Origin of the sequence: Paenibacillus anseongensis, from assembly GCF_009757995.1 — a bacterium.
GTDB lineage: Bacteria > Bacillota > Bacilli > Paenibacillales > NBRC-103111 > Paenibacillus_E > Paenibacillus_E chondroitinus.
Genome location: NZ_WSEM01000008.1, coordinates 144,096 through 165,715 on the forward strand (window position 1 = coordinate 144,096; position 21,620 = coordinate 165,715).

Genomic DNA, 21,620 nt, shown 5'->3' on the forward strand with positions numbered 1-21,620 from the left:
GTTAACGCCTATATTTGTTTGAACAGCCTGTAGACCATAACTGCAGCTTGCGCTCTGGTCGCATAGGCTTCCGGCGCAAACGTGCCGTCGTTGAAACCGTTGATCATGCCTGTCTGCTGCATCCTGGTAACGGCATCGGCCGCATAAGAGGCGATCGCCTCTTGATCTTTAAATGCAGCAACTGCTTCTTTGCTCGGCAAGACGATCGATCTGGCTTTCACGGCCCGATGCATCATGGCAGCCATTTCTTGTCTGCTGATAGGAGCATCGATGCCGAAGCTGCCGTCTTCCCTGCCGTTAACGATACCGAGGGATTGCGCCGTAGCGATTGCCTTGTAATACCAAGCGCCTGCGCTGACATCGGTGAAAATCGCAACAGCTTTGTCATCTTCGACATCCAAAGCCCCTGTCAGCATTTGAATAAACTGTGCCCGCGTCACTTGGCCGTTGGGGCTAAAGCGTCCTTCCCCGACCCCGTTCACCACTTCTCGGACAGCCAATCCCTCAATGCCAGACTTCGCCCAAGCTACGTCTGAGAGGTCTTGGAATGTGGCGGTTCCTAGGGCAGCCGCGTATTTGCTGAAATGCTTCGGATAAAAGTCAACTGTACCATTCGTCGGATAATATTTGCTGTTCTTAATCGCCTGCAACGTTCCTGAATCGTCCATGTAATAAATGATGACCTTCTCTGCATCTTGCCCCGGCTGCAATTGGTATGGCAAGGAAACCTTGATCGGACGTTCCCCGCTGAAGATACCGATCTTCTCCCCGTCGACATACAAGTTAAAATCATAAACCGGGTTGTCGCCAATTGTCTTCTTCATTTCCTCCGTCATTTCGGATGGATTGACCTCAGAAACGGAGAGATCAACGTGCGAAGCCGACGCGCCAATCTGGCTGATCAACAACTCGGTAGCAACCGAGATGGTTGCTGCTCCCATCTTCACTTCAATCTGCTTCACAGCTCTGGAATTGAATGCAAGAAGCTGCTGTGCCGGAAGGCTGACTGTTACCGCATGCGCTGATTCAGCTGACTTTACCTCGATGGTCAGCGTAGGATCTACCGCCTTCTTCATCGCTTCAACAAGCGCATCGGCATTGAGTTGGACGCTTGCCTTACCGTTAGCGTCAGTTGTTGCCTCTACAACAAGCTTATTGGCTTTTGCCACTGGCGCTGTGTTGGTGTTGGTGTTGCTATTGCTGTTGCTATTACTATTGCTATTGTTATTGCCATTGCCATTGCCATTGCCATTATTGTTGCCATTCCCACTGCTATTTCCATTATTATTGCCATTACCATTGTTATTGCCATTCCCATTATTGCCGTCTACGTCGCTAATCATTGTAAAGCTAGACTGAGCAGGCACAGCAACGCCATCGCCGCCGACTTTTACCACAAAAGTTCCTTTCGTGGTATCCAACGTTTTATACTGAAAACGGAAACTCCCGCTTGCCTCACTTTGTGTTTGATTCATCCAGTCCATGTTTCCTTCGGGATCCGTAACCGTAACGGTGACAAGCCTGCCCTCACCTGTACTAATTTGACCATTTATGGTGACCATCTGAGTCTCTTGATTGATCACAGCAGAAAGTTCGCTAATGCTCGCTTCGCCCGAAGCCGCATAACCTGGGCTCACACCAGATATGCTCAAGACAAACAGCGCTGCTGCTGCTAAAAATTTGTTATACACGGCTCTTCGCCCCTTTTTATTGAATTTCATAAACGTCGGACAACGGTTGCATAAGGCTATCGCTGAAAGACGTTCCATCCCATACAAATGTCCGAACTTTATATCCAGCAAGCTCAGAAGGAAGCTTGAAACCGGAATGAAGCATCTTCATCTCTCCCGGGTCGATCTTTTGCGAGGTAAAAGAAATGTCCTTCATGCTGCCATTCGAATCATACAAAGCCACAATCAGCATGACATCTTGCGATATCGCTAAATGGTTGGTGACACTCGAACTTGCATCGAGCCATTCGTTCGGACGCAAAGCCGTAGCGTTGGCGGTAGAACCGACCGTGAAGCTGGTGTTCACGCCAAACTGCGGCAGAACGGTAACAGTTGCTGTGGCCTGCAAATCCGTTCCCGCCACGGTGCCGTACACCTGGAACGTTCCTGCTATTGCATATTGGGATGCATCCGGACTGTTCCACACAACCGGAACCTGCGTCGTCGTTTGATCGCTATATACAGCGGTTACAACACTTGGCAGCACCGGGGAGACACCGGCAGTCGTTGTAATAGCAATAGGTTCAACACTCACCACTTCCTGTCCTGGAAGCGTGGGTACGATCATGTCGTCGTCCTTTTGATAGGTCTGTTCTGCCGTTTCGATCAACAATTGCGGTCCTAAGCTGCCTTTTTCCCTGGAATAATAATAGTGAGAGACGTTATTTGCAGTAAGCGATGAAATACCCAAACTGAGTTTCTTATCCCCGGCAAGCTCAGCCAATACCTGAGAAGTTACATCTATATCCACAAATTGTTGAGCAGGAGGCATCTCCCATGTACCCAGATCAGCACCTAGGGTTGGTCTGTTCGTATAATTCGTTGTTGCCTCTCCCCAAGTGTCATCGCCTACAAACTGAACTTTGTCTGTGAAAGTCCCACCAACAATGGAGGAGGTCAGGCGAAGCTTGGCCGATGTTACATGGTTGGGTACGCCCGATAAATTGAAGCGAACAAACGTCTGGCGTGGAACAAATTCCGAATTCCTCACCTCCAGATTGGTATTTTTACCATAGTTCGCCGTTGGTACGCTTGCACTCACCATCGTATCTGCCTCTGCGCCAATGGTTCTACCCGCAGCCTTTTTCGTATAAACCACAATCTTCGGTTTACCGCCACCGTTCTCCTTCGAATAATAATAGTGAGAAACGTTGTTGGTCGTTTGTGACGTGATAACCAGACTTAACTGCTTATCACCGGCAAGTTCGGTGTTATAGGCAGAGCTGATATCTACATCCACCGAATTTTCTGCCGATGGCATACTCCATGTTCCTAGTACGGCCCCTCCCGCAGGCTTGTTTGTATAGATGAGAGACGTTTCACCCCAAGAATCATCCTGGACAAACTGCGCTTGATCGGTAAAAGTTCCCGCTGAAGCTGATGTCAGCTCCAGTTTCGCCGCAAAGGCATTTGAATCTGCCGGCACATTGCCTAAATCAAATCGTAAGTACGAATGGCGGTAAACACTTGAACTCGTTGAGTTCCTTACCTCCAATTTTTTACCTGTTCCATAGTTTGTCGTTGGATTCCCTGCCCACACATATGCATCTGAGCTGACATCTAATTCAAAGAAATCAGGACGTCCTAACGTATGGTTGTTAATCCGATACTGATCGTTAATCGGACTATTCATCACTAATTTTCCAATATCCGATAAGCCAGGAGCTCCCGTTTGAAACGCAAAATGGTCCGCAATCTGAACTTCCGGTTTGCCCCGGGGAGCGATATACACGTTATAGGTTTTCGTGTCCAAATCGGCAAGTAATGTGACATGATAAAGCTCATTAGCTTGATAGTTCAGCCTGACATTTTGCCCATATGCATTGCCATTACGGACATCAAAGTAACCATCGGCATTCAATCGGAGAATCATTGGCAAACCAGACTCGCTGTTCACGACGGATGATTGTCCTGTATAGCCGATTATGCCCCCAATTTGGTTAGCTGTCGGAAGCAGATCGAATTCAATGGATTGAACCCCGGAATGTCCTGCTCCCAAATCGATGCTATTCGAATAACCGGTTGAAGATGACCATGACGGTACGCCGACCACATAAATATACCCACCGGAAGCAATAAAGTTCGAAATCGGACTGCCATTCAAATTAACCGACGTAATGCCGGAAGCACGTATCGCAATGGCCGAAGCGGCATTAGGATCATTGGCGGCGACCAGATTCGATCCGCTAATTTCCAGGGTCGTGCCTTTCCAATCAACGGCAATATCGGTTACCGGCATTTTGGATGCAATCACATTTGCCCCATTTTGCGCCAGCGTCGATCCCGATTTCATGATGGCTGATTGGACCTTACCACTACCCGTCTTTTCGATATAGGCCACTTTCCCGTCAAATGAAAAGGCATCAAAGTTACGTCTGAACTGCGGATTTTCTTCATGAGACACATAATAATAACCCGATGTTCCAGCCTCTCCAATGTTGTCAATCTTCAGCGAGCTGGCTACCGTAGTAGGCACAGACAGGGCAATGCGATTGACTTTGATGTCGCGATTTTCTCCGCTGGCGGTCGGATACAAAACCGTGTCAAAAGTCGTGTCCCCGGACACGTTTTTCGTATACGAAGCATAGGTAGCGTCGGACACGGAATAAAAAGCGTTCGAATAATAACCATGATCAAGCGTAGCCGTAACTTGCTCAGGATCGGCAGGTACGACTTGGATATCTCCGTAAGTGTCGTTAAAGACGGTGCTTACTTTTTTCGTTGAGGCATCTAACTTCGGACTCGCTGCAGGCAAAAAGTGCCAAGTTTGCTGGTATTTATTCGTTCCGGCAGGCGCTTGCACAACATCGGAAACAATCGAAAAGGATGATTTCAGAAATAGCGTGTCACGTGAATACTTGAAGCCAGGCACATTTTGGGTAACACCCGTAACAAAGTTGAACTTGCTATTATCCGTCCAGTCTTGAAACCAGCCTTCCGACAAATTTTGCGGCATATCGTTGATTTCAATCGTATTGTGCGACTCCGTCGAGAATCGCAGCCAGTTGGAAATCGGATCATCACTGTAGGAATACGCACCTGGATCGACCAATAAAGGTCTGCCATACGCATAATAAGAGATCGCGTTATCATCGGGATGCCTGTGTGGCGCTGCCTGTTTCACGTTCGTAAACAAGAAGCGGTCATTTGGCGACCAACCACTGCGCATTGCAGCAATTTTACTGTCCGGATACAGAATGGACGTGTAGGAAGGCATGGTTCCTTCCGCTCCCGCAGTTCCTACATAACGTAAGGCGTCATCGTTAGTAAGCTCACCTATTTGCTTAATCGTACCTTTGAGATCAGTGTACTGACTGTCACCAAGGCTGACGGAATAGCCGCCCGGATACGAAATATCGGCCAAGTATTTGCCTAAATGGTTCAAATTGCTATCAAATGCTCCTTGGAAAGGCACATTATTCATCATTCCGAGTTGTTTGATGGCAATCATAGGAGCAGTTGTTACTGTCGTATAGGTATCACTGGACTCCATGTACGAGCCATCTTTATAAATCAGTGTCGTCATTAAAAAGTCATATCGCGAATAGGCCGTGGGCAGCCAGGTAGCAGAATCGGTAAACTCAGGGAAGTAGATACCAAGGGTGTATAACCCCTCTGTTTCAACTGTTCCATGGTTGCCATCCGGACTAAACCCGCCAGGCGTATTTAAGTAATCTCCTATTTTCCAGAACGTTTTCAATAAATCTGTATTGGCCTCAGCACTCATGGAAGAACTCTCTCTTAACACATGGTAAGCTTTCACCCAAGTGGAGGCCCGAATGCCCGTATCAAAATTTCTTGGAAATGACCCTGCGCCAGACACACTCGTAGAAGCGTCGCCATCAACGATGAAATCGATCAAGTAGTCGATATATTTCGCCGCATACGTTTCATTCCCCGTATTCATGTATTCTGCTAATAGAGGACTAAGCCAATAGAATCGGGTAATCTGGTAATGGTATTCGATGTCTGCAATGGTTGGCGCAGGACCCGCCCAGTCCGTACCCGAAGGCGACCCTTGCCATGAAAATGTTTTACCATTATGGTTGGCATAAGTGAGCGTATTCTCATCCCATGCGGTATCGCCCGATTTATAAATCATCACATCAACATTTTCATTTAACTCTGATTTCCCTGATAATTTAAGTGTTGCCGCCGTAACCGTTCCTTTAATCGACGATAAATCAAAATTCAGATAAGCTTTACGTGTATTCGAGTCATAAGGAGCACCGGATTCCTGAACCTGAAGCAATGGCTCGCCGGCATGAATAACCGTATCATTCCCCCGAATGTAGGTATCCTTCGTAGACGTCAGGTTTGTTATATGATCACCCGTTGCATCCGAATATTGAATCTCTAGTGTAGGACGACATTGTGTGAGCGATGTTTGCGAGCAATCTTGCTCACGACTGTAAATGTTCGCTCGGTTCGTTCCCTTGTAGCGTCCCATCAGCATGAAGCTGAGATTAGATCCGATCGCGCCTTGTACCGTTGAACGCATATCCAAATTGTACGTTTTGAATGCAGGCTCAATTGTAAACGTATTCAAATAAAATTCTTTTAAAGGCGTTGCAATTTGGTCCATCAAGAGAGGCACCATGGTTGGATTTGGAGTAAAGTCAGTCGGAATCGTTCGGGTTGTTCGATTTTTATAATAGTCCAGCAAATCTGTTTTCGCCTGTTCGTAATTGCCAATCCTTACATCGGATTGCACAGCACTCAGCCCTGGAAAACCGTCGTAGTTCAGTTTGCTTGGCGTCGTCCATCGCTGCCCTGCTTGATCCCAAACCCCAAAGAAGGATGCGTCTGACATATTGCTCGCCCCAGAGGAAGCGCTTACAGATATTGGATGAATAAATAACGTTAAAAGTACTTGAGCAAAAACGAATAGAGCAACAAGTAAACATGAACCCTTTTTTTTCTGTGTTGTCCATAAATTTCTCATCATGTTACCTCCCTGTCATACGGATATATACCATTCTTTCACTACCTGCGCTGGATGGGTTATTGCAATAATAACGCCATCCAACGAGGTTATAAACTTCTTTTGTTTTACCATTACATGCCTTATTTGATCAAGTGGAGCTAATTACCATATCTTTATCCTTGATGGCAACCTGATAACGCTCTCCATAACCGAATTCGTAAACGCCATCCATCACCTCCTTTATTTGCACATCAGGCGCCGTCTCCCCTTTATAAGGAACAAGTACCGTCAAGAAAGTCTTCGATCCGTTATAGCTGCCCTCAAATTTAACTCTAGTAGAAGGCCTAGCAACATCATTCACGTCCGATAGTCTACCTGGTAGAAATGCCAGCTCCCCTTGCTCACTAGTAAATATAGCCAGATTAGCAATCTCGTTAGTTGCTACTACGCCGCCTGCCGCTTCCTTCACATCCGTGAAATCGAGATGAAAATAGCGCTGCACCTTATGCTGCTCCAACCCCTCTACCCGATCAGCAATGACTACAAACTTGTCATGTACGAGAGAAATATGGCGATGATGGACAATCGGCACATAATTTAGATGGTAAGCGCTTGCGAGCTGATAAAAGCCTCTATTTTCCACATTGTATATCTCTCCTTTTTCCTGCGGACCATAGTCCCAGGAGCCTCTATAGGCAAAGTGATCACGGTCGTCGATGAGCAGCGTGGAATGATAGTTCGAGCTTTTGAACTGCTTGCGGTCTTCATCCTCCCTGAAGCAAAAAAGACCAGGGTCGCAAACCATCTCTTTGCCTATCGCAGTAAAATCAAAGCTCATAAGATCGATATGGGCATGGAAGTTTTGAATCGGGCTGCGGCAAGTAAACAAAAAGCTGAGCGCCTCGCGATCCCAACCGCTGCGGATAATCGCTTGATGAAGGGTGCGATTCCAGAAGGTGGTTTGCTTATCGCATACATATTGCTTTCCTTTTAGGGCATGCAAATCGCTGACGAAGCGCTGCACATCTAAGGCACGCCATACATGCCTGCTGGCCTCCTGCATAATCTCGTCCGAACTCATCAAGTTGGCAGCAAGCCCCAACCAAGTCATGTCGTCTAAAGCAAAATAGCCATATACGCCGCCCATAATCGCAAGATTATTCGCATGCGAGTCACCCACAGGCACGCATTTTCCTGTCGGCCTTAGTGAATAAATCGAGTAATCCAGATTTTTCTTATAGCGCTCCATATAGGATTCCGAGAATTGGAAACCAAAGCGCTTGGCCAGCACAACGGCAAGGCCAAACCAGAACATGCAACCATTATGATAGGATGGACAACCTTCTATCTGTCCGCCATCCTCCGTCAGTTGGGCGAAGCAGCACTTCTCGATAGCATCAATCGCGAATTCACGCCATTCGTCCGCTTCCTTCAGCTCGGGAAAATAAAGCGCCGTGGTCAAAATCCCCAAACATTCCATCAAATAATGGTTATGATCCGCTTTGGGCCATAGCTGTGGCGATACATGACGCAAGATTTTGATCTGCTTATAGACGGCAGTTACATACTGCTCCAACACTTCTTCCGTAAACAGCTCGGAATGTCCCAGATGCTCCAATACAAGCGGCCAGGTCTTATAGCTGCGAATGCCAAGCTCCAGCGCGCGAAGAGGATGGCATTCCGAGTAATAGCTGAGCGGCAAATCGATCATGTCCTCGGTAATTTTGACAGTGTCGATCCAGTTCAGCATCTCTTCAATCACTTTGCGGCCGTACTTCTCGTTTTTCGTTAAAGAATAAGCTTCCAATAAGTCCTGCCAATCCGTCATGCGGTTCAGCTGCCACAAATATTCGTTATCATTATGTCTGCGTTCCAGCCATTGAGGCGGATTGCCCACAAATTCCCTTACGCCGCCAGTACCGGGAAGCATCAGCATGCCCTGATAAGCAAAGTCCGCCTTAGCTATCGTCTGCTGCACAGACTCAGGCATATGACTGGAAATATAGGCGCTCTTTACGTCCATTCTCTCTAAACGGGCACGTACATTTCCTAATAGCTCCGTTGTCGAAATCGGCTCTTTCAGCCATTTTTGTATGCTCATTACTTCATCTCCATCTCCCTTTATCAGCCTTTCAAAGCTCCGACCATGACTCCCTTAACGAAATATTTGGAAACGATCGGATAAAAGAACAGGATGGGCAAAGTTGCAACCATAATCGTTGCATACTTGATCGTTTCAGCAATTTGGAAGCCCTGATCCGAACCGGATCCAGCTGTCATGCTTTCCGTCGAATTGGCAAGCAAGATTTCTCGCAATATGAGCTGCAGTGGGAATAAATCCCTGTCCTTCAAGAAAATCGAGGCATAAAACCATCCATTCCATTTTTCAACGGCATAAAACATGATCATAACCGCAATGACCGGCATGGATAATGGGACGATAATCCGAAACAAGATGATAAAATGATTGGCTCCATCTATTTTCGCCGACTCTTCCAAACTATCCGGGATAGCCATGAAAGAAGTTCTCATGATAATCAAATTAAAGGTGCTGATTGCAAATGGGAGTACAAGCGCCAATAAAGAATTGTAGAGTCCGACTCCTTTAACGATCAAATACAGAGGAATTAAGCCGCCTTGAAAAAACATCGTTAACAAAATAATGAATATGAACGCACGATTCCATAATACGTTTTTTCGTGATAATACATAAGCACCAAGAGAAGTTAGGAGCAGATTGATAAATACCCCCAAAACAATAATGATGAACGTGTTGCTGTAACCCGTTAAAATGCTGGCATTGGTTAATACTCGCTTGTAAGCCTCGAAATTAATGCCATATGGCTTCAGAAGCAAGCCTTTATGCGCCATCAGGGAGCTCGCATCGCTAATTGAGGCCAACGCTACATAAACCAAGGGATATAAGGTAACTAGAACTAGCCCAATCATGATCACCACTATAAACGCATCAAATACCTTTTCAGACTGACTCACCTTGTTCATTTCGTCCCTCTCTCCTTACCACAATCCGTTTTTACTGATTTTACGGCTAAGCTGATTAGCTGCTACTAATAAAATCAAGTTAATGACGGAATTGAATAGTCCAACGGAAGCACTGAATCCCCAGTTAAATTCCAATAAACCTTTGCGATAGACGTAGGATGAAATCACATCGGCCGTGCTGTATGTAACCGGATTATAAAGCAAAATAATTTTCTCAAAACCAACATTCAGCAAATGCCCCATTCTCAAAATGAACATAATGGCAATTGTCGGCGCAATCCCTGGCAACGTAATATATAGAATCTGCTTCCAACGACTTGCCCCGTCGATTTTGGCGGCTTCGTACTGCTCTTGATCGATTCCCATTAAAGCAGCCATGTAAATAATCGATTCCCAGCCAACTTTTTGCCAAATCTCAGAGAGTACATAAATCGAGCGGAAATACTCCGGCTTTTGCAGTAAAGCCTGCCCGTCACCGCCAAAGCTAGCCATAAGTGAGTTAATTACACCACCACTGTTGGTAAAATCCGTAATGATTCCACAAATGACGACCATCGAAATAAAATGCGGCATGTAGGAAACCGACTGTACAAACCTGCTGAAAATCTTATTTTTCAACTCATTCATTAACAAAGCTAACAAGATTGGGGCAGGGAATTCAAAAAGAATGGAATACAGACTAAGGACGAGGGTATTCTTAAGAATTCGCCAGAAATAAAAACTGTTGATAAAATCCTTGAAGTTCTGCAAGCCAACCCAATCGCTCGCCAAAATTCCTTTCATAGGAGAGAAATCCTTAAAAGCAATAATGGCTCCATACATGGGCGCATAATGAAAGACAGCGTAGTAGATAAGCACGGGAAGCATCATCAGATATAAGGACTTATTCAGAAGAAAATCCTTCACGAATAGATCTTTTTTAGAAGTCATAAGGTTTCCTTCTTTCAAATCGTTTATAGAAAGGGAAGGACTAAGCCTTCCCATCTTATCAATCATCAATTATCGCTTGTTGTAGCGATCCAAAGCCGCCTTTTGAATCTCGATCGCTCTGTTAATATTTAACGTTTGCAGCTTGGATAAGTACTTGTCGAATTCTTCAAGTGGTGCAGCTCCAAGAATAATTTTAAGCGATGTTTCATCCACCAAAGCATTCACTTCGTTCATAATTTTAGCTAACTCCGTGCTTTCTTGCGGTGAAGCCGTGATCGGAGGAAGCATATACTTCACTGCATCTGTTTGCTGCCATGCAACGATCGCGTCTTTTTGCTGCTTCATCGTATAGTACTGCTCGAGATATCGTGGATCCTGAACGAAAGGTCCGCTTGTATTTCCTCTGATGTAGAGGCCCATCGCTTGCGCAAGGGATAACTTCTCAGGGTTGTTCATCAGCAGATCCGTATATTTCGGATACCCGTTATCCATTTTGTAGCTGACACCCTCCGTGCCGAAGTTAAAGAAGTTATGTCCTTCTTCACTATAGCCGTAGTCGAGGAATTTGGCTGCAAGCTCCACATTTTTGCTCGTTCCTGTAATCGCAATCATGCCACTAGGCTCCGAGCCGAATGCAAAGCTTTTTTGACCGAATTTTGGTTTATCGCCTTTGTTCAAAACTGGATATGGAGCTGCAACGAGATTATATTTCGGATCTTTGCCTTGGACTGCGCCTAACCATTTCCCCATACCGCTTCCAGCAGCACCAATCGAGGCACCGGATTTCCCGGATGTCATATTAGCATCCTGCGCTTTAATATCTACAGTTGCGATGTTTTTATCAAGCAGGCCTTCCGCATACCATTTACGCATCGTAGCAAGGAAATCCTTATATGAAGGCTGGGCCGGTCCATACTTCACTTGGCCGTTATCCACATAGAAGGAACGATTAATTCCGTAAGCTCCTATGAATGCTCCATTGTTTAGATCGTTCAGCCCCCGGAATGTGAGAGGAGCCTCCATTCCTTTTTTCTCTTTGAATGCTTTTAATACCGTATACCATTCATCCATTGTAGTTGGAACTTGAAGGCCCAGCTCGGTTAAATAGTCTTGTCTCAGCATAGGCCCTTGGAAGACCATCAGAGACTCATCCCCACGAACGAACGGGAAGGCATAGTAACTTCCGTTGTCTGTTTTCACCATTTTGTCGACTTCAGGATGCTCTTTTAAATATTTCTTTAAGTTAGGAGCGTACTTATCAATGACATCATTGAGTTTCATAATAACGCCATCTTTGATGGCTTTTTCAGGACCGCCAGGAAAGTTTGTCTTCCAATTATATTCAATCATGTCCGGCAAATCGCCCGAAGACAGCATGACGTTCAATTGCTCTTTTTCTTGACCCGCAACCGGATTTTGAAAATTGACGCCAACTCCCGTTTTCTTCTGCCACTCCTGATAAAAAGGAATATCATTCACGTTAGGCTTAATCTGTAAGATCGGCGTATAATCCGCTGTCCATAACGAGAGCTTCGTGTCGCTTTTCAGAGGATACGATATGGCGGTTTGTTCAACTGGAGCGCTCGATGATGGAGCCGATTGTTTATCCGTTTTGTCACTGCATGCAATTGCAAGTGAACTTAGCATAATGATGGATAAGGTGCTTGATATCAGTTTCACTTTCTTCTTCATCTGTGTTTACCTCCCTATAATGTGTACGCTGTCGGGCTGCTTGCCTTTCGCCTCTTTATTATGCTTTTGTTAACCCGATTTGAATATCTTAAAATCCTCCAAAGTCATCAAAAAAAACATAAAATCGATCTGAAATTTGTACAATCGCATATTAAATTTGTGATTTTCCCGGCTAAAAAGGAAAAAAAGACCGCTTTGCAGCAGCCTTTTGCTTCGACTTCGAGCTTGGGGAACTACAGGGCGTTATTTCTGTAAAATGAGCCCCTTTACGTACGGAAGGGGAACTATGGTCCTTTATTTCACCGGATTGGGTTGAAAGTCCGCCCAAAACGTTGAAATAGAGCCCTGTAGTTCCCCAAGCTGTTGAAAATGTACCTATAGCGCAGAAATAGAGCCCTCAGGTTCCACCTCAATTATTTCAAATACATCTCTTTATATTTGCCCGGCGTAACGCCCTCATACTTTTTAAATATCCGGATCAATGCGTTGACATCGCTGAAGCCGACAAGACTTGCTATTTCATTCAAGGTAATGTTCTGATTCTCGATCAGTTCCTTGGCTTTCACAATACGAACTTTATTGATGTAATCGAGAAGCCCTTCTCCTGTTTGCTCTCTGAATAATTTGGATAAATAGGTTGATTTCATATCAAACCGCAAACCGATCAGCGAGATATTCATATCCGCATCGTGATAATTTTCTTGAATAAAACTGACAATGTTTTGTGCTAATGTCTCCAAATCGTGATGCCTGATCTGAATCAACGTTGATTTTCTTTTGGCCAAATTGTTACTGCATACTTCTTTCAGCATCTCTGTGAGCTGTTCATGCATATCCTGCATGGTTTCGCATGCGGTCAGCTTCTCGATCTCTTTCAGACTGCCGCCAGACGATTCTTCCTGGGTATCACCGATTTCATGAAGCGCCTTCACCATCGTGCTTACCAAATCAAACATCAGACAGCGGGCCAGTGGTAATGAAATCTGATTGATTTTCAAATTCCTGTCCACGATGGTATCCAACGTTTCCTTTGCCCGGTCATATTCGCCAATTTTCAAAAAGTTAATGAGCTGCTGTTCCACCTGCAACGGGTAATAATACCCTTGAGGAATTTCATTCAATGCCTCATTTTGAATTTCATGAAAAGAAATAATTTCTTTTCGGCCCATAATGAGCTTATATTCCATCGCATCAACAGACTCTTTGTAGGCAATCGAGAGATCGACAATGGATGGGTGAATATTACTGATTGACACCGTAAGCTCGATTTGAAATTTCATTTTCAAAAATTGCTGCGCTTCTTCGGTCATCTGACGTAGTTCGGCCAAACGGCCTGCCTGTCCCGAGTCACGGAAATTGATCATACATGCGAGCATGTCATCGATCTCGGTCATATAAGCAATATGCTTCGTGTTCATGATATCCTCAACAACATTTGAAACGATAAACTGAAGCAGTTTGGCCTTTTCATGATCATTTTTTCCACTAATACTCGAAAAAAACAGCTCATTTGCCTCTACATAAAACAAAAGAACGGCAAATTCATCACTGTCAAAGTGCATCTCGAAAGCAGGTAACGCATCCTCAATCGGGATTTGGTTGTCGACCCTGCCTTTTAACAGCCTGTTCATAAAATTAGATCGCAGCAAATGATTTTGCTGTTTGAGACGAATGTTGGCTTGCTCTTTTTCATTTACCGTATTAGAAATCATGTGTTGGATAAATTGAAATTCGTTACTCCCATCATTCAATTGTTCATTCGATTCACCTTTGAAAGTAAGAATTAATTGCCTGATCGGGTTGTAATTTTTTTTCAAAAAGAAGAAAGTTAACAAACTTCCCCCGAGTATACTCAGAACGATGCTAATATAAGTAATCCATCTTACATTATTCGCTTTTTGCCACACTAGAGCGCTAGGCATGATGGTTACAAATTTGAGATTCGTTTTCTTGGAGGAAATATAATAAAACACGGAGTCTTGTCCATTGTAAGTTTCATGGAAGAAGCCTTGTTCATCAGAAGCAAACTGATTCGTCAATACCGGTTGCTGATTGGTTTCCAAAGAAGAGAGCAGAATCTGGTTCTCTTTATTCAAAACCAACACTTCGCCTCCATTGAACAATTGAACGTTCTGAAGCGCCGTTAATAACTTGGATTCGTCTACAAGAATCACAACCGCTCCCTCTGGTTTCGTGTCCGTGTTCGACGCAAAATAACTAATATGCGCTATGGACTGATGCATGCTGCCGCTCAAGCTTCTGTAAACCATTGGAACAAAAGATGGCTCTTTTCTCGAAGTCAACATAGATAACCAGTCCTGATAGCTGAAATTAGGGCTGTTATGGACTTGCTCGTACACATCTTTGCCGCTTCGTACTAACCCCGGCATGAGGCCGGTATCTCCCATCGAGTAATACACATAGAAATCAGTAATTTGAGGATAAAACGTTTTATACAGCTTAAAATCCATCGCAACTTGATATAGGGAATACTGGTAGTCATCCCGCTTCAGTTTGTTCGTATACATGAGATCTTGAATCTTGGTGTTCCAGGTAATTTCGGTATTCAGTCGTAAAACGCTCTCAAATTCATTATCCATAATCTCCCGAACTTGCTTCAATAGCGCATCATTAGCCCTATGAATTTCATCTTCCAAAGCCGCGTTCGATTCACGATATACAAACACACCAATTAGAATCGGCAGGAGTAAAATGGCAACGTAAGAAAATAGCCAGGTTAAGATAACGCTTCGTCTTTTCATCCAAATACTGTTTAGCACGATGTTAGCCCCCATCTATACTTCCAAACAAGAAAAATGTGTAGTTCCATGGTACACTACCTCATCTTAGTTTGAATAGAGCCAATATTTTTTTCTTCGCCATCCATTCAAAGAAAAAGACAACCACAAGGGTTGTCTTTTCTAAGTATTTATTTGCTTACCTTGGCATCCAGCATTTTGCTAATCATAGCGGCTGCCTCTTCTCTAGTAATCTGTGCCTCCGGATGAAGCGAGCCATCCGGGTATCCGCTGATGACGCCTAGCTTCACAAGCATGGACACATACGGCTTTGCCCAGCCGGGGATAGCTTCAGCATCGGTGAAGGAATCCTCTGCACCACCCGCCGCAGCTGTATCCACCTTCATCATGCGGCCGATGATCGCGATGGCCTCCGCTCTGGATATCGGTACCGTAGGGTCCAGATATCGTTTTCCATCTCTCGTCGTACCTCCGAGCCATCCTTGTTCAATGGCCGCTGTGACATATGGCTTTGCCCACGTAGCGACAAGCTCTTGATCCACGAACGCAGGTGAGATCTCGTGTGAGGTGGAGACGGACGTTGTGCCCTCGGCACCAACGGCGATTTTGGCAAACTCTTGCCGCGTAATGGAACGCTCTGGTTCAAAGGCTAAACCATTGCTGGAAGGAACGCCATTCACTACTCCCATTGAAGCTAATCTGTACACCATATCATGGGACCAATGCGCTTCAGGCATATCCTCGAACACCGGCAAATCACCGTTATACATCAAGGCATATTTGCTAAAATGCGGCAACGCAGCGGTTATCGTGCCTGCTGCCGGGTCTACGCGACCACCGACATATTCCCACTTATGCGTCTGTTCATTATACCAGTATATCGCCGCTCGACTTGGATCCTGAAGTTCTTCCAGACTATAGCGAACAGTCAGTTCCGCCGGCTTTTGAAGCACCGTAGGTTTATCGAACTTAAACTCATAAATGTCGCCAATCACTTTCAGACGACCCGCCTCATATTTCTTTGGATCCCGCACGGCGCCAATGCCCAGTCCAACGCTTTCCTGAAGCGGTTGAGCCGGTATGCGAATGACGGCACGATTGCGAATTTTAACCACACTTTCCTGATTGCTGGTAAGAATGGCAGAAGTAATGTAATCAACACCCTGCTCCTGCTCTATCAACCTTTGTAGAATTCTTTGCAGCGTATCTTTTACAGGTGAATCTGTGGACTCACTGCTACTGCCACCGCCATGCTCGGACTCACTGGACGTTGGCGGCACGTACCAATCATCGTATTGAATAGGAGGAGTCTCCGGCGCTCCACGCGGTTTGGTTACTTTTACAGCTATCGTATCCTCAAAAGCAAAATCTCCCGCCACCGAATAGGAAGCTTTGATGACCATATCGCCTTCATACTCAGCTTGTAGGCGTCCCTGCTCTGAAATGTCCCCGTTCGTATCCCCCAAGAGGACGCTCCACTTCACACTGTTAGGATCAATGCTGAATGATTTGCCTTCTTTGTCTGTCCCTATGAGTTCCAACGACTGTTCGCTGCCCGCTTCTAGCTGCAGCACACCGTCATTCATCAGTCCCTCTTTCGCACGCAGCTCCACTTTGGTTAGTGAGCTCAGTTGACTATTGACAACTTCGGCATTCAGCATGTTTTCATTCCCTGCGATATCTTTCGCCGTAACAACGACAGGCTTGGACAAGTAGCCCTCCATAGGTATCGATTTCTCAAAGGCGCCACTCGTCTGAACGTCAATTGGCTCCTCATTTATCGTTACCGTACTACCTGGCTCCGCCATCCCTTTCACGATGACCGTTTGCTGGTCAGACGTGGTGCGTGCACTTTCCACTTTTAAATCAGGGACAGTCGTATCCGAAATCACACGAACGCTGGAAGCTGAGATATCGCCTTGCGCATTCGTCGAGAATAATTGGATGACGTTCTCCCCTTCATTTAACGAAATGGATCGTTCCCAATCGGCCCCAGATTGCGGTTCTTGCTTCACGTTATTTACAATGACGTCGGATGATACGGCTTGATCCGCCTGCATATGCAAGAGCGTACTATTTTCATTCGTGATATAGGTTGTCGTTCCATCCTGTGAATACGTATTGGTAATGGGCTCATGATTGGCATGAAGCACCGACAATTGTATATGGGCAGGCTGTGGTTCCGGTAAAAGGACCGCATCCGTAACCGCAGGCTCGCTGTAGACTTTGACGCCGTCAACTAATTTGTAAGCGCCGACGGACACTTTGTAAGAGGTGCCTGGCAGCATACCGACTTTTTCACCGGCTTCGTTACGCAATGTCCCGCCGATATTCGCCTGGTGAACATCGCCAGCCAGTTCAATGACACCCAAGCTAGGAATGGCCTTCCCATTCTCATCCAACACTTGTACCGTGTATCCATCTACCGCTTGCTCATTCCAGGAAAGCTCGAACAGTCCATTGCCTGCCGGGCGCAAGTGAACCTGACTTGGAGAAGCCGGTTGATGCGGATTCACCATGTGCAGCGGTTGGCTGCTGTATTTGCTGGTTACATTCGTCTCACCCTGTGACAAAACTGCCTTCACATAATACGTACCGCTAGGCGTCGAGTTCGGCAAAACGATTTGCGCAGAACCTGCGGAAACGTCAAGGTCTTGAACAAGCAGACTGCCAGGGTCGTTCTCATTGTTGGTGCTAAGGAATAAGGAAACTTTTTCATTCGTCGTATGATCACTTTGCCAATTCACCGTTATCTGTTGCGGATTCGTGGCATCCGGTTGTTGAACATCGACATTGGTGAATGTTGGAGGTACGGTAACATTTTCAAGTGTCCACTCCAACTCACGATCTGTCGTTACACGCCAGGTGCCGGCCATGGGATGCTTCATCGAGATCAGAACGCTTTGCTCACGCTCTCCGGAAGCAGATTCTTCAGCCGGAACTTCCTGAATGTCGTAATTTTCACCGGAGACAAGCGGGTACGGATTGCCGGCTGGATCCGTGACTTGAAGCTCAGCGGGATCCCCTGAGTACGTAATGTCCAGTAAGGCCATCTCCTGCTCCGAAGAAACCGGAATGGAGTATACATTCGGATTGGCAGCTTTCAACAGTCTTCTCGTTGGCTGCTGCTGCACATTACTTCTTGGCCCCGAACTGGCAACAGGCTTCATGTTCGTTCCGAAGCTCATCGTTCCGGAAACACTCCCTGACTCATCATAATACGTCTGTTCGATGAGGCTTTTAGCTGGCTGCTCAGGGGCCGCTGCTTCGTTGCTTGGTGACTCCACTCCAGCCATTAGGCTTCTGCTGCTCATTAAGTTACGCTTGCCCAACGTGATGGACGGCTTTTTGTCGCCCCATTCATACTCAAAGCCCCAAGGAATGCCAATAAACTCTACGTTTCCTGCCACTTTCTCCGAGCTAATTTCGCCTTCGGCCGCTGCTAGCACCAAACCTCTCGGAAGCTTCACCTGCAAATTGCCGCCGCCTGCCAAGTAAACAGGTCCGAGCTTGCCATGCTGCTCCGGATCGTACCGGAAGACAACGTAGACTTCACCGGTGAGCAAATTTTTAATATTAATTTTGGCTCCGGCCTTGAGTTCAATGCCAAACTGCGAGAAGGAATCCTTGAGCAGTACGCTTCCGTATACTTCTTCCAGAAGCTGTATCCCGAGCACCTCGAATGCGCCGGAGAATTCAACACCTCGCATCGATAGCCCTACCGTGGCATCATCCGCTTTAAACACTTTGGCGATGCTCAAGCCGCCAGTCATTTCTAATTTAAGCGGAGTCAGAAATTGATAATTGCCCATTAACGTATCGTAAATGTTATAAATTCCGCCTCCACCCTTCGTAATATAGGCAACCGGAGCGATTGGAATCAGCGGAATACCCGGTTCCCCGCCGACAACGAAGCGGAAATTATCGATAATCGGGAAATTCGTATCGGTTAATCGTATGGTCAGCATTCCGTTCAACTCGACTACTTTAAATTGAACATTGGCTTCAATTTCATATTTCTTCTCGAACGTGTCTACCCGAACAACACCGTCTACCCCCAGATCAAGTCCTGGGACCAGATTTTTCGGCAGCCCCGCTTCCCCTTCGGCTCGCAATCCCAGAAACCCGAATTTACCCGCGGGCCCAAAGGCATTGTCCAATTGCCGAACACCGAACTTGGCCTCATCCAAATCAACGGAGACCAACACTGAGCCTGCCCCATCGTCTTCGCCGTCTACATTCTCCGTCACATCTGTCGGCGGATTCGATGGCGGATTCGATGGTGGATTCGACGGATTGCCTGAGTCCCCGTCTTTCCCTGTGTCCTTCTTAGGGCCTGGCTCGAAGTCCAAGGCAAGCCGTCCACCGAAGGACACGCTTTCTGTACCAATGACAGCGTTTTTGATATTGAGTTGAAACCAAGCAAGTCGTTGAATAATCGATAACCCTTTTAATACGTCCCACTTGATTTCAATCTTCTGTTCCTGCTCATCTTCCTTGGCTTCCAGCGCGTATTTTTTACCGTCCTCCAACTCAACGCTGAAAGGCCCATAGGCAAATTTGAAGTTCGGGATGGAAAGTGCCCCATTCCCTTTCAAATTGATATAGTCCTGAGCGTGCGTGCTGTCCTTGCCGCTCTTCTGAATGGTTATCTTTTGCGAAGCTTCTCCGAAGATAGCGGTTAACATCTCGGTTGTATCGTGATGAATGACAGAGTTGATCGTCGAACCTTTATCAATTTCATAGACAACTTTCCCGCCATCGCCGTTTTTCGCCAGGATGGAACCTCGAATTTCCAGCAGCGAAACTTGGCGACCGCCTGAGCGTTCGAACTCCATTTTATAATTCGCAAGCTCGGTTTCACTCTTAACAGGCAGCAAACTGTAGGTTTGCCCCGTCTCTTGCGTCATGTTATCGCCAACGACGAGCAGAATACCGTAATCTCTCGATTTAAAGCTTTTATCCAGCGTAAACTCGATTTTTTTCTCAAATACTTTGCTGCCTGCCGTCAACCTCACCGTATAGGAGCCCACTTCAAGCTTATGCTGCTTCCACAGGTCGCTGGTTAAATTCAACTTGGCCGTAATTTGCTTATCATCTTGAATGGATACGTCCGAAGCAGGAATCGCTACACTTGCTCCATCGCGATCTCGAATAAGATCTAGATTCCAACCTGATGACCCTTTCAAAATCTCAAACCCTGCTCCTTGCAGCGTTAGCGCAGGTTTCTCATCAAGCGTGTACAGTTTTCTCGGGAAAACCTCCATCAGCTGCATGCTGGGAATTTCCCCCGTTAAGGCAGGGAGAACTACATAAGAAGCCTGAATGCTCTCCTCTCCGCCTGCCGCTTGGGCGATGACTTGAAATTGCGCTGCTTTATACGCCAGCTGCATTTTAGGTTTTACGCGCCATGTAACGGATTGAGTCTCGCCGACCTTCATACGGCCTACTACTTTCGTTATTCCCTGTCCGGGTGTGAGCTCCAGCTCATCAGGCAAGCCAAGAGTGACCTGTACGCCCTCCATATTTACCGAACGGTCAATGGCATTATCAATATCAACGCGTATCTCAAACTCATTTTCGTTGTAGCCGTTACGATTATCGTTAAGCGTCAACTGCTTGGGCGCACCAATTTGCAACCGGTACGTGGCTTCTTTCTTTGATGTGAAAAAACTGCCTAGACCGTAGTACGTCTCGAATACAGCCTCACCACCCGGAGCAATGTTAGCCGGGTCCCAATAAAGAGCAACTGCACTATCGGCAGAACCGTAAGCGTTCTGCTTATTCGTAAAATCGAGTAAAGGATTTACAGTGTAATCCCATTTAGTTTGGGAAATGCCATTCCAATGGGCAATAATCATCTGATTGGGGGCTTTATTTCCCCAGCCTTGCATAAAGCCGTATGACATCACCTTTGGATTGATGGGATTATCCGTCGCACTCCAATAATAAGGGAGCTGCCCTGTGATAACCTTCTCATTGGAAATGTACGTATTCCCGCCGGCCACCGAAATGGGGGAAGCGTCTTGCGGTCCGAGCATCGTATCCAGCAAAATCCTGGAGCCCACACTCTGATTCTGGCTGGTTTTATTTTTCACTTGATACGAAACTTTCATATTGCCTGCGTTAGGATTCGTCGGATCGTCGACGAGTGATAGCGTCTGCGTTATATCCATACCTTCGATATTCCATACCGACTTATTCGTCAACCCCTGATTTGCCGGGGAGGAGGTAAAGCTTCCGTTCGATCCCAGGAAGCCATACCCGTTGCCGAAAATATAATCTTTCCCGTTGATGCGAAACGTCGTGAAAGAAGTCTCCGGCAGCTTTTCCTTGAAAAGCAGCGCCTTGTTATCGTCGCCGCTCTTTAATGGGGAGCCTTGCTTGGTATTGACACTGAACCTTCCGGTCTCTTTATTCACGCTTACTTCCATGAATGTATTGGAAACTGTAAGTGGTGTCAGCTCATCTTCAGCGGCCAACGCCAACCCGCTTCCGATCGGAAAGAGCAGGACAAACGCGGCTCCAATGAGCGCTATTTTTTTGCCTATCTGAAATCGATCCTTGATCATTGCTCAC

General features: G+C 46.2%; 8 protein-coding genes. All 8 read right to left on the reverse strand.

Translation table 11 applies throughout. From position 1 onward, the window contains the following. Positions 1-8: 8 nt before the first annotated feature. Entirely contained in the window at positions 9-1,721 is a 1,713-nt protein-coding gene (locus tag GON05_RS08535; RefSeq protein WP_157318738.1) for an S-layer homology domain-containing protein, read from the reverse strand. Further along, on the reverse strand, positions 1,708-6,543 hold the full coding sequence (locus tag GON05_RS08540) for a CBM96 family carbohydrate-binding protein (RefSeq protein WP_181646224.1): 4,836 nt from the start codon (positions 6,541-6,543) through the stop codon (positions 1,708-1,710). The genes GON05_RS08535 and GON05_RS08540 overlap by 14 nt, the downstream gene beginning before the upstream one ends. A 262-nt stretch (positions 6,544-6,805) precedes the next feature. After that, positions 6,806-8,758: a heparinase II/III family protein gene (locus GON05_RS08545; protein ID WP_157318741.1), complete on the reverse strand. Its 1,953-nt coding sequence runs from the start codon at positions 8,756-8,758 to the stop codon at positions 6,806-6,808. Positions 8,759-8,781: 23 nt separating this feature from the next. Next, on the reverse strand, positions 8,782-9,660 hold the full coding sequence (locus tag GON05_RS08550) for a carbohydrate ABC transporter permease (protein ID WP_157318743.1): 879 nt from the start codon (positions 9,658-9,660) through the stop codon (positions 8,782-8,784). A gap of 15 nt (positions 9,661-9,675) precedes the next feature. Continuing rightward, complete coding sequence (locus GON05_RS08555; RefSeq protein ID WP_157318745.1) at positions 9,676-10,590, reverse strand: ABC transporter permease; 915 nt, start codon at positions 10,588-10,590, stop codon at positions 9,676-9,678. 69 nt (positions 10,591-10,659) lie between these two features. Beyond that, complete coding sequence (locus tag GON05_RS08560) at positions 10,660-12,282, reverse strand: type 2 periplasmic-binding domain-containing protein (RefSeq protein WP_157318747.1); 1,623 nt, start codon at positions 12,280-12,282, stop codon at positions 10,660-10,662. 413 nt (positions 12,283-12,695) lie between these two features. Beyond that, complete coding sequence (locus GON05_RS39885; RefSeq protein ID WP_181646225.1) at positions 12,696-15,062, reverse strand: AraC family transcriptional regulator; 2,367 nt, start codon at positions 15,060-15,062, stop codon at positions 12,696-12,698. A 149-nt stretch (positions 15,063-15,211) separates the two neighbouring features. Next, entirely contained in the window at positions 15,212-21,613 is a 6,402-nt protein-coding gene (locus GON05_RS08570) for an S-layer homology domain-containing protein (protein WP_157318750.1), read from the reverse strand. Positions 21,614-21,620: the final 7 nt, after the last annotated feature.

Excerpts from the sequence above, each read along its gene's own strand:
- GON05_RS08535 (WP_157318738.1), bottom strand. The coding sequence starts at position 1,721 with ATGAAATTCAATAAAAAGGGGCGAAGAGCCGTGTATAACAAATTTTTA.
- GON05_RS08540 (WP_181646224.1), bottom strand. The coding sequence starts at position 6,543 with ATGTCAGACGCATCCTTCTTTGGGGTTTGGGATCAAGCAGGGCAGCGA.
- GON05_RS08545 (WP_157318741.1), bottom strand. The coding sequence starts at position 8,758 with ATGAGCATACAAAAATGGCTGAAAGAGCCGATTTCGACAACGGAGCTA.
- GON05_RS08550 (WP_157318743.1), bottom strand. The coding sequence starts at position 9,660 with ATGAACAAGGTGAGTCAGTCTGAAAAGGTATTTGATGCGTTTATAGTG.
- GON05_RS08555 (WP_157318745.1), bottom strand. The coding sequence starts at position 10,590 with ATGACTTCTAAAAAAGATCTATTCGTGAAGGATTTTCTTCTGAATAAG.
- GON05_RS08560 (WP_157318747.1), bottom strand. The coding sequence starts at position 12,282 with ATGAAGAAGAAAGTGAAACTGATATCAAGCACCTTATCCATCATTATG.
- GON05_RS08570 (WP_157318750.1), bottom strand. The coding sequence starts at position 21,613 with ATGATCAAGGATCGATTTCAGATAGGCAAAAAAATAGCGCTCATTGGA.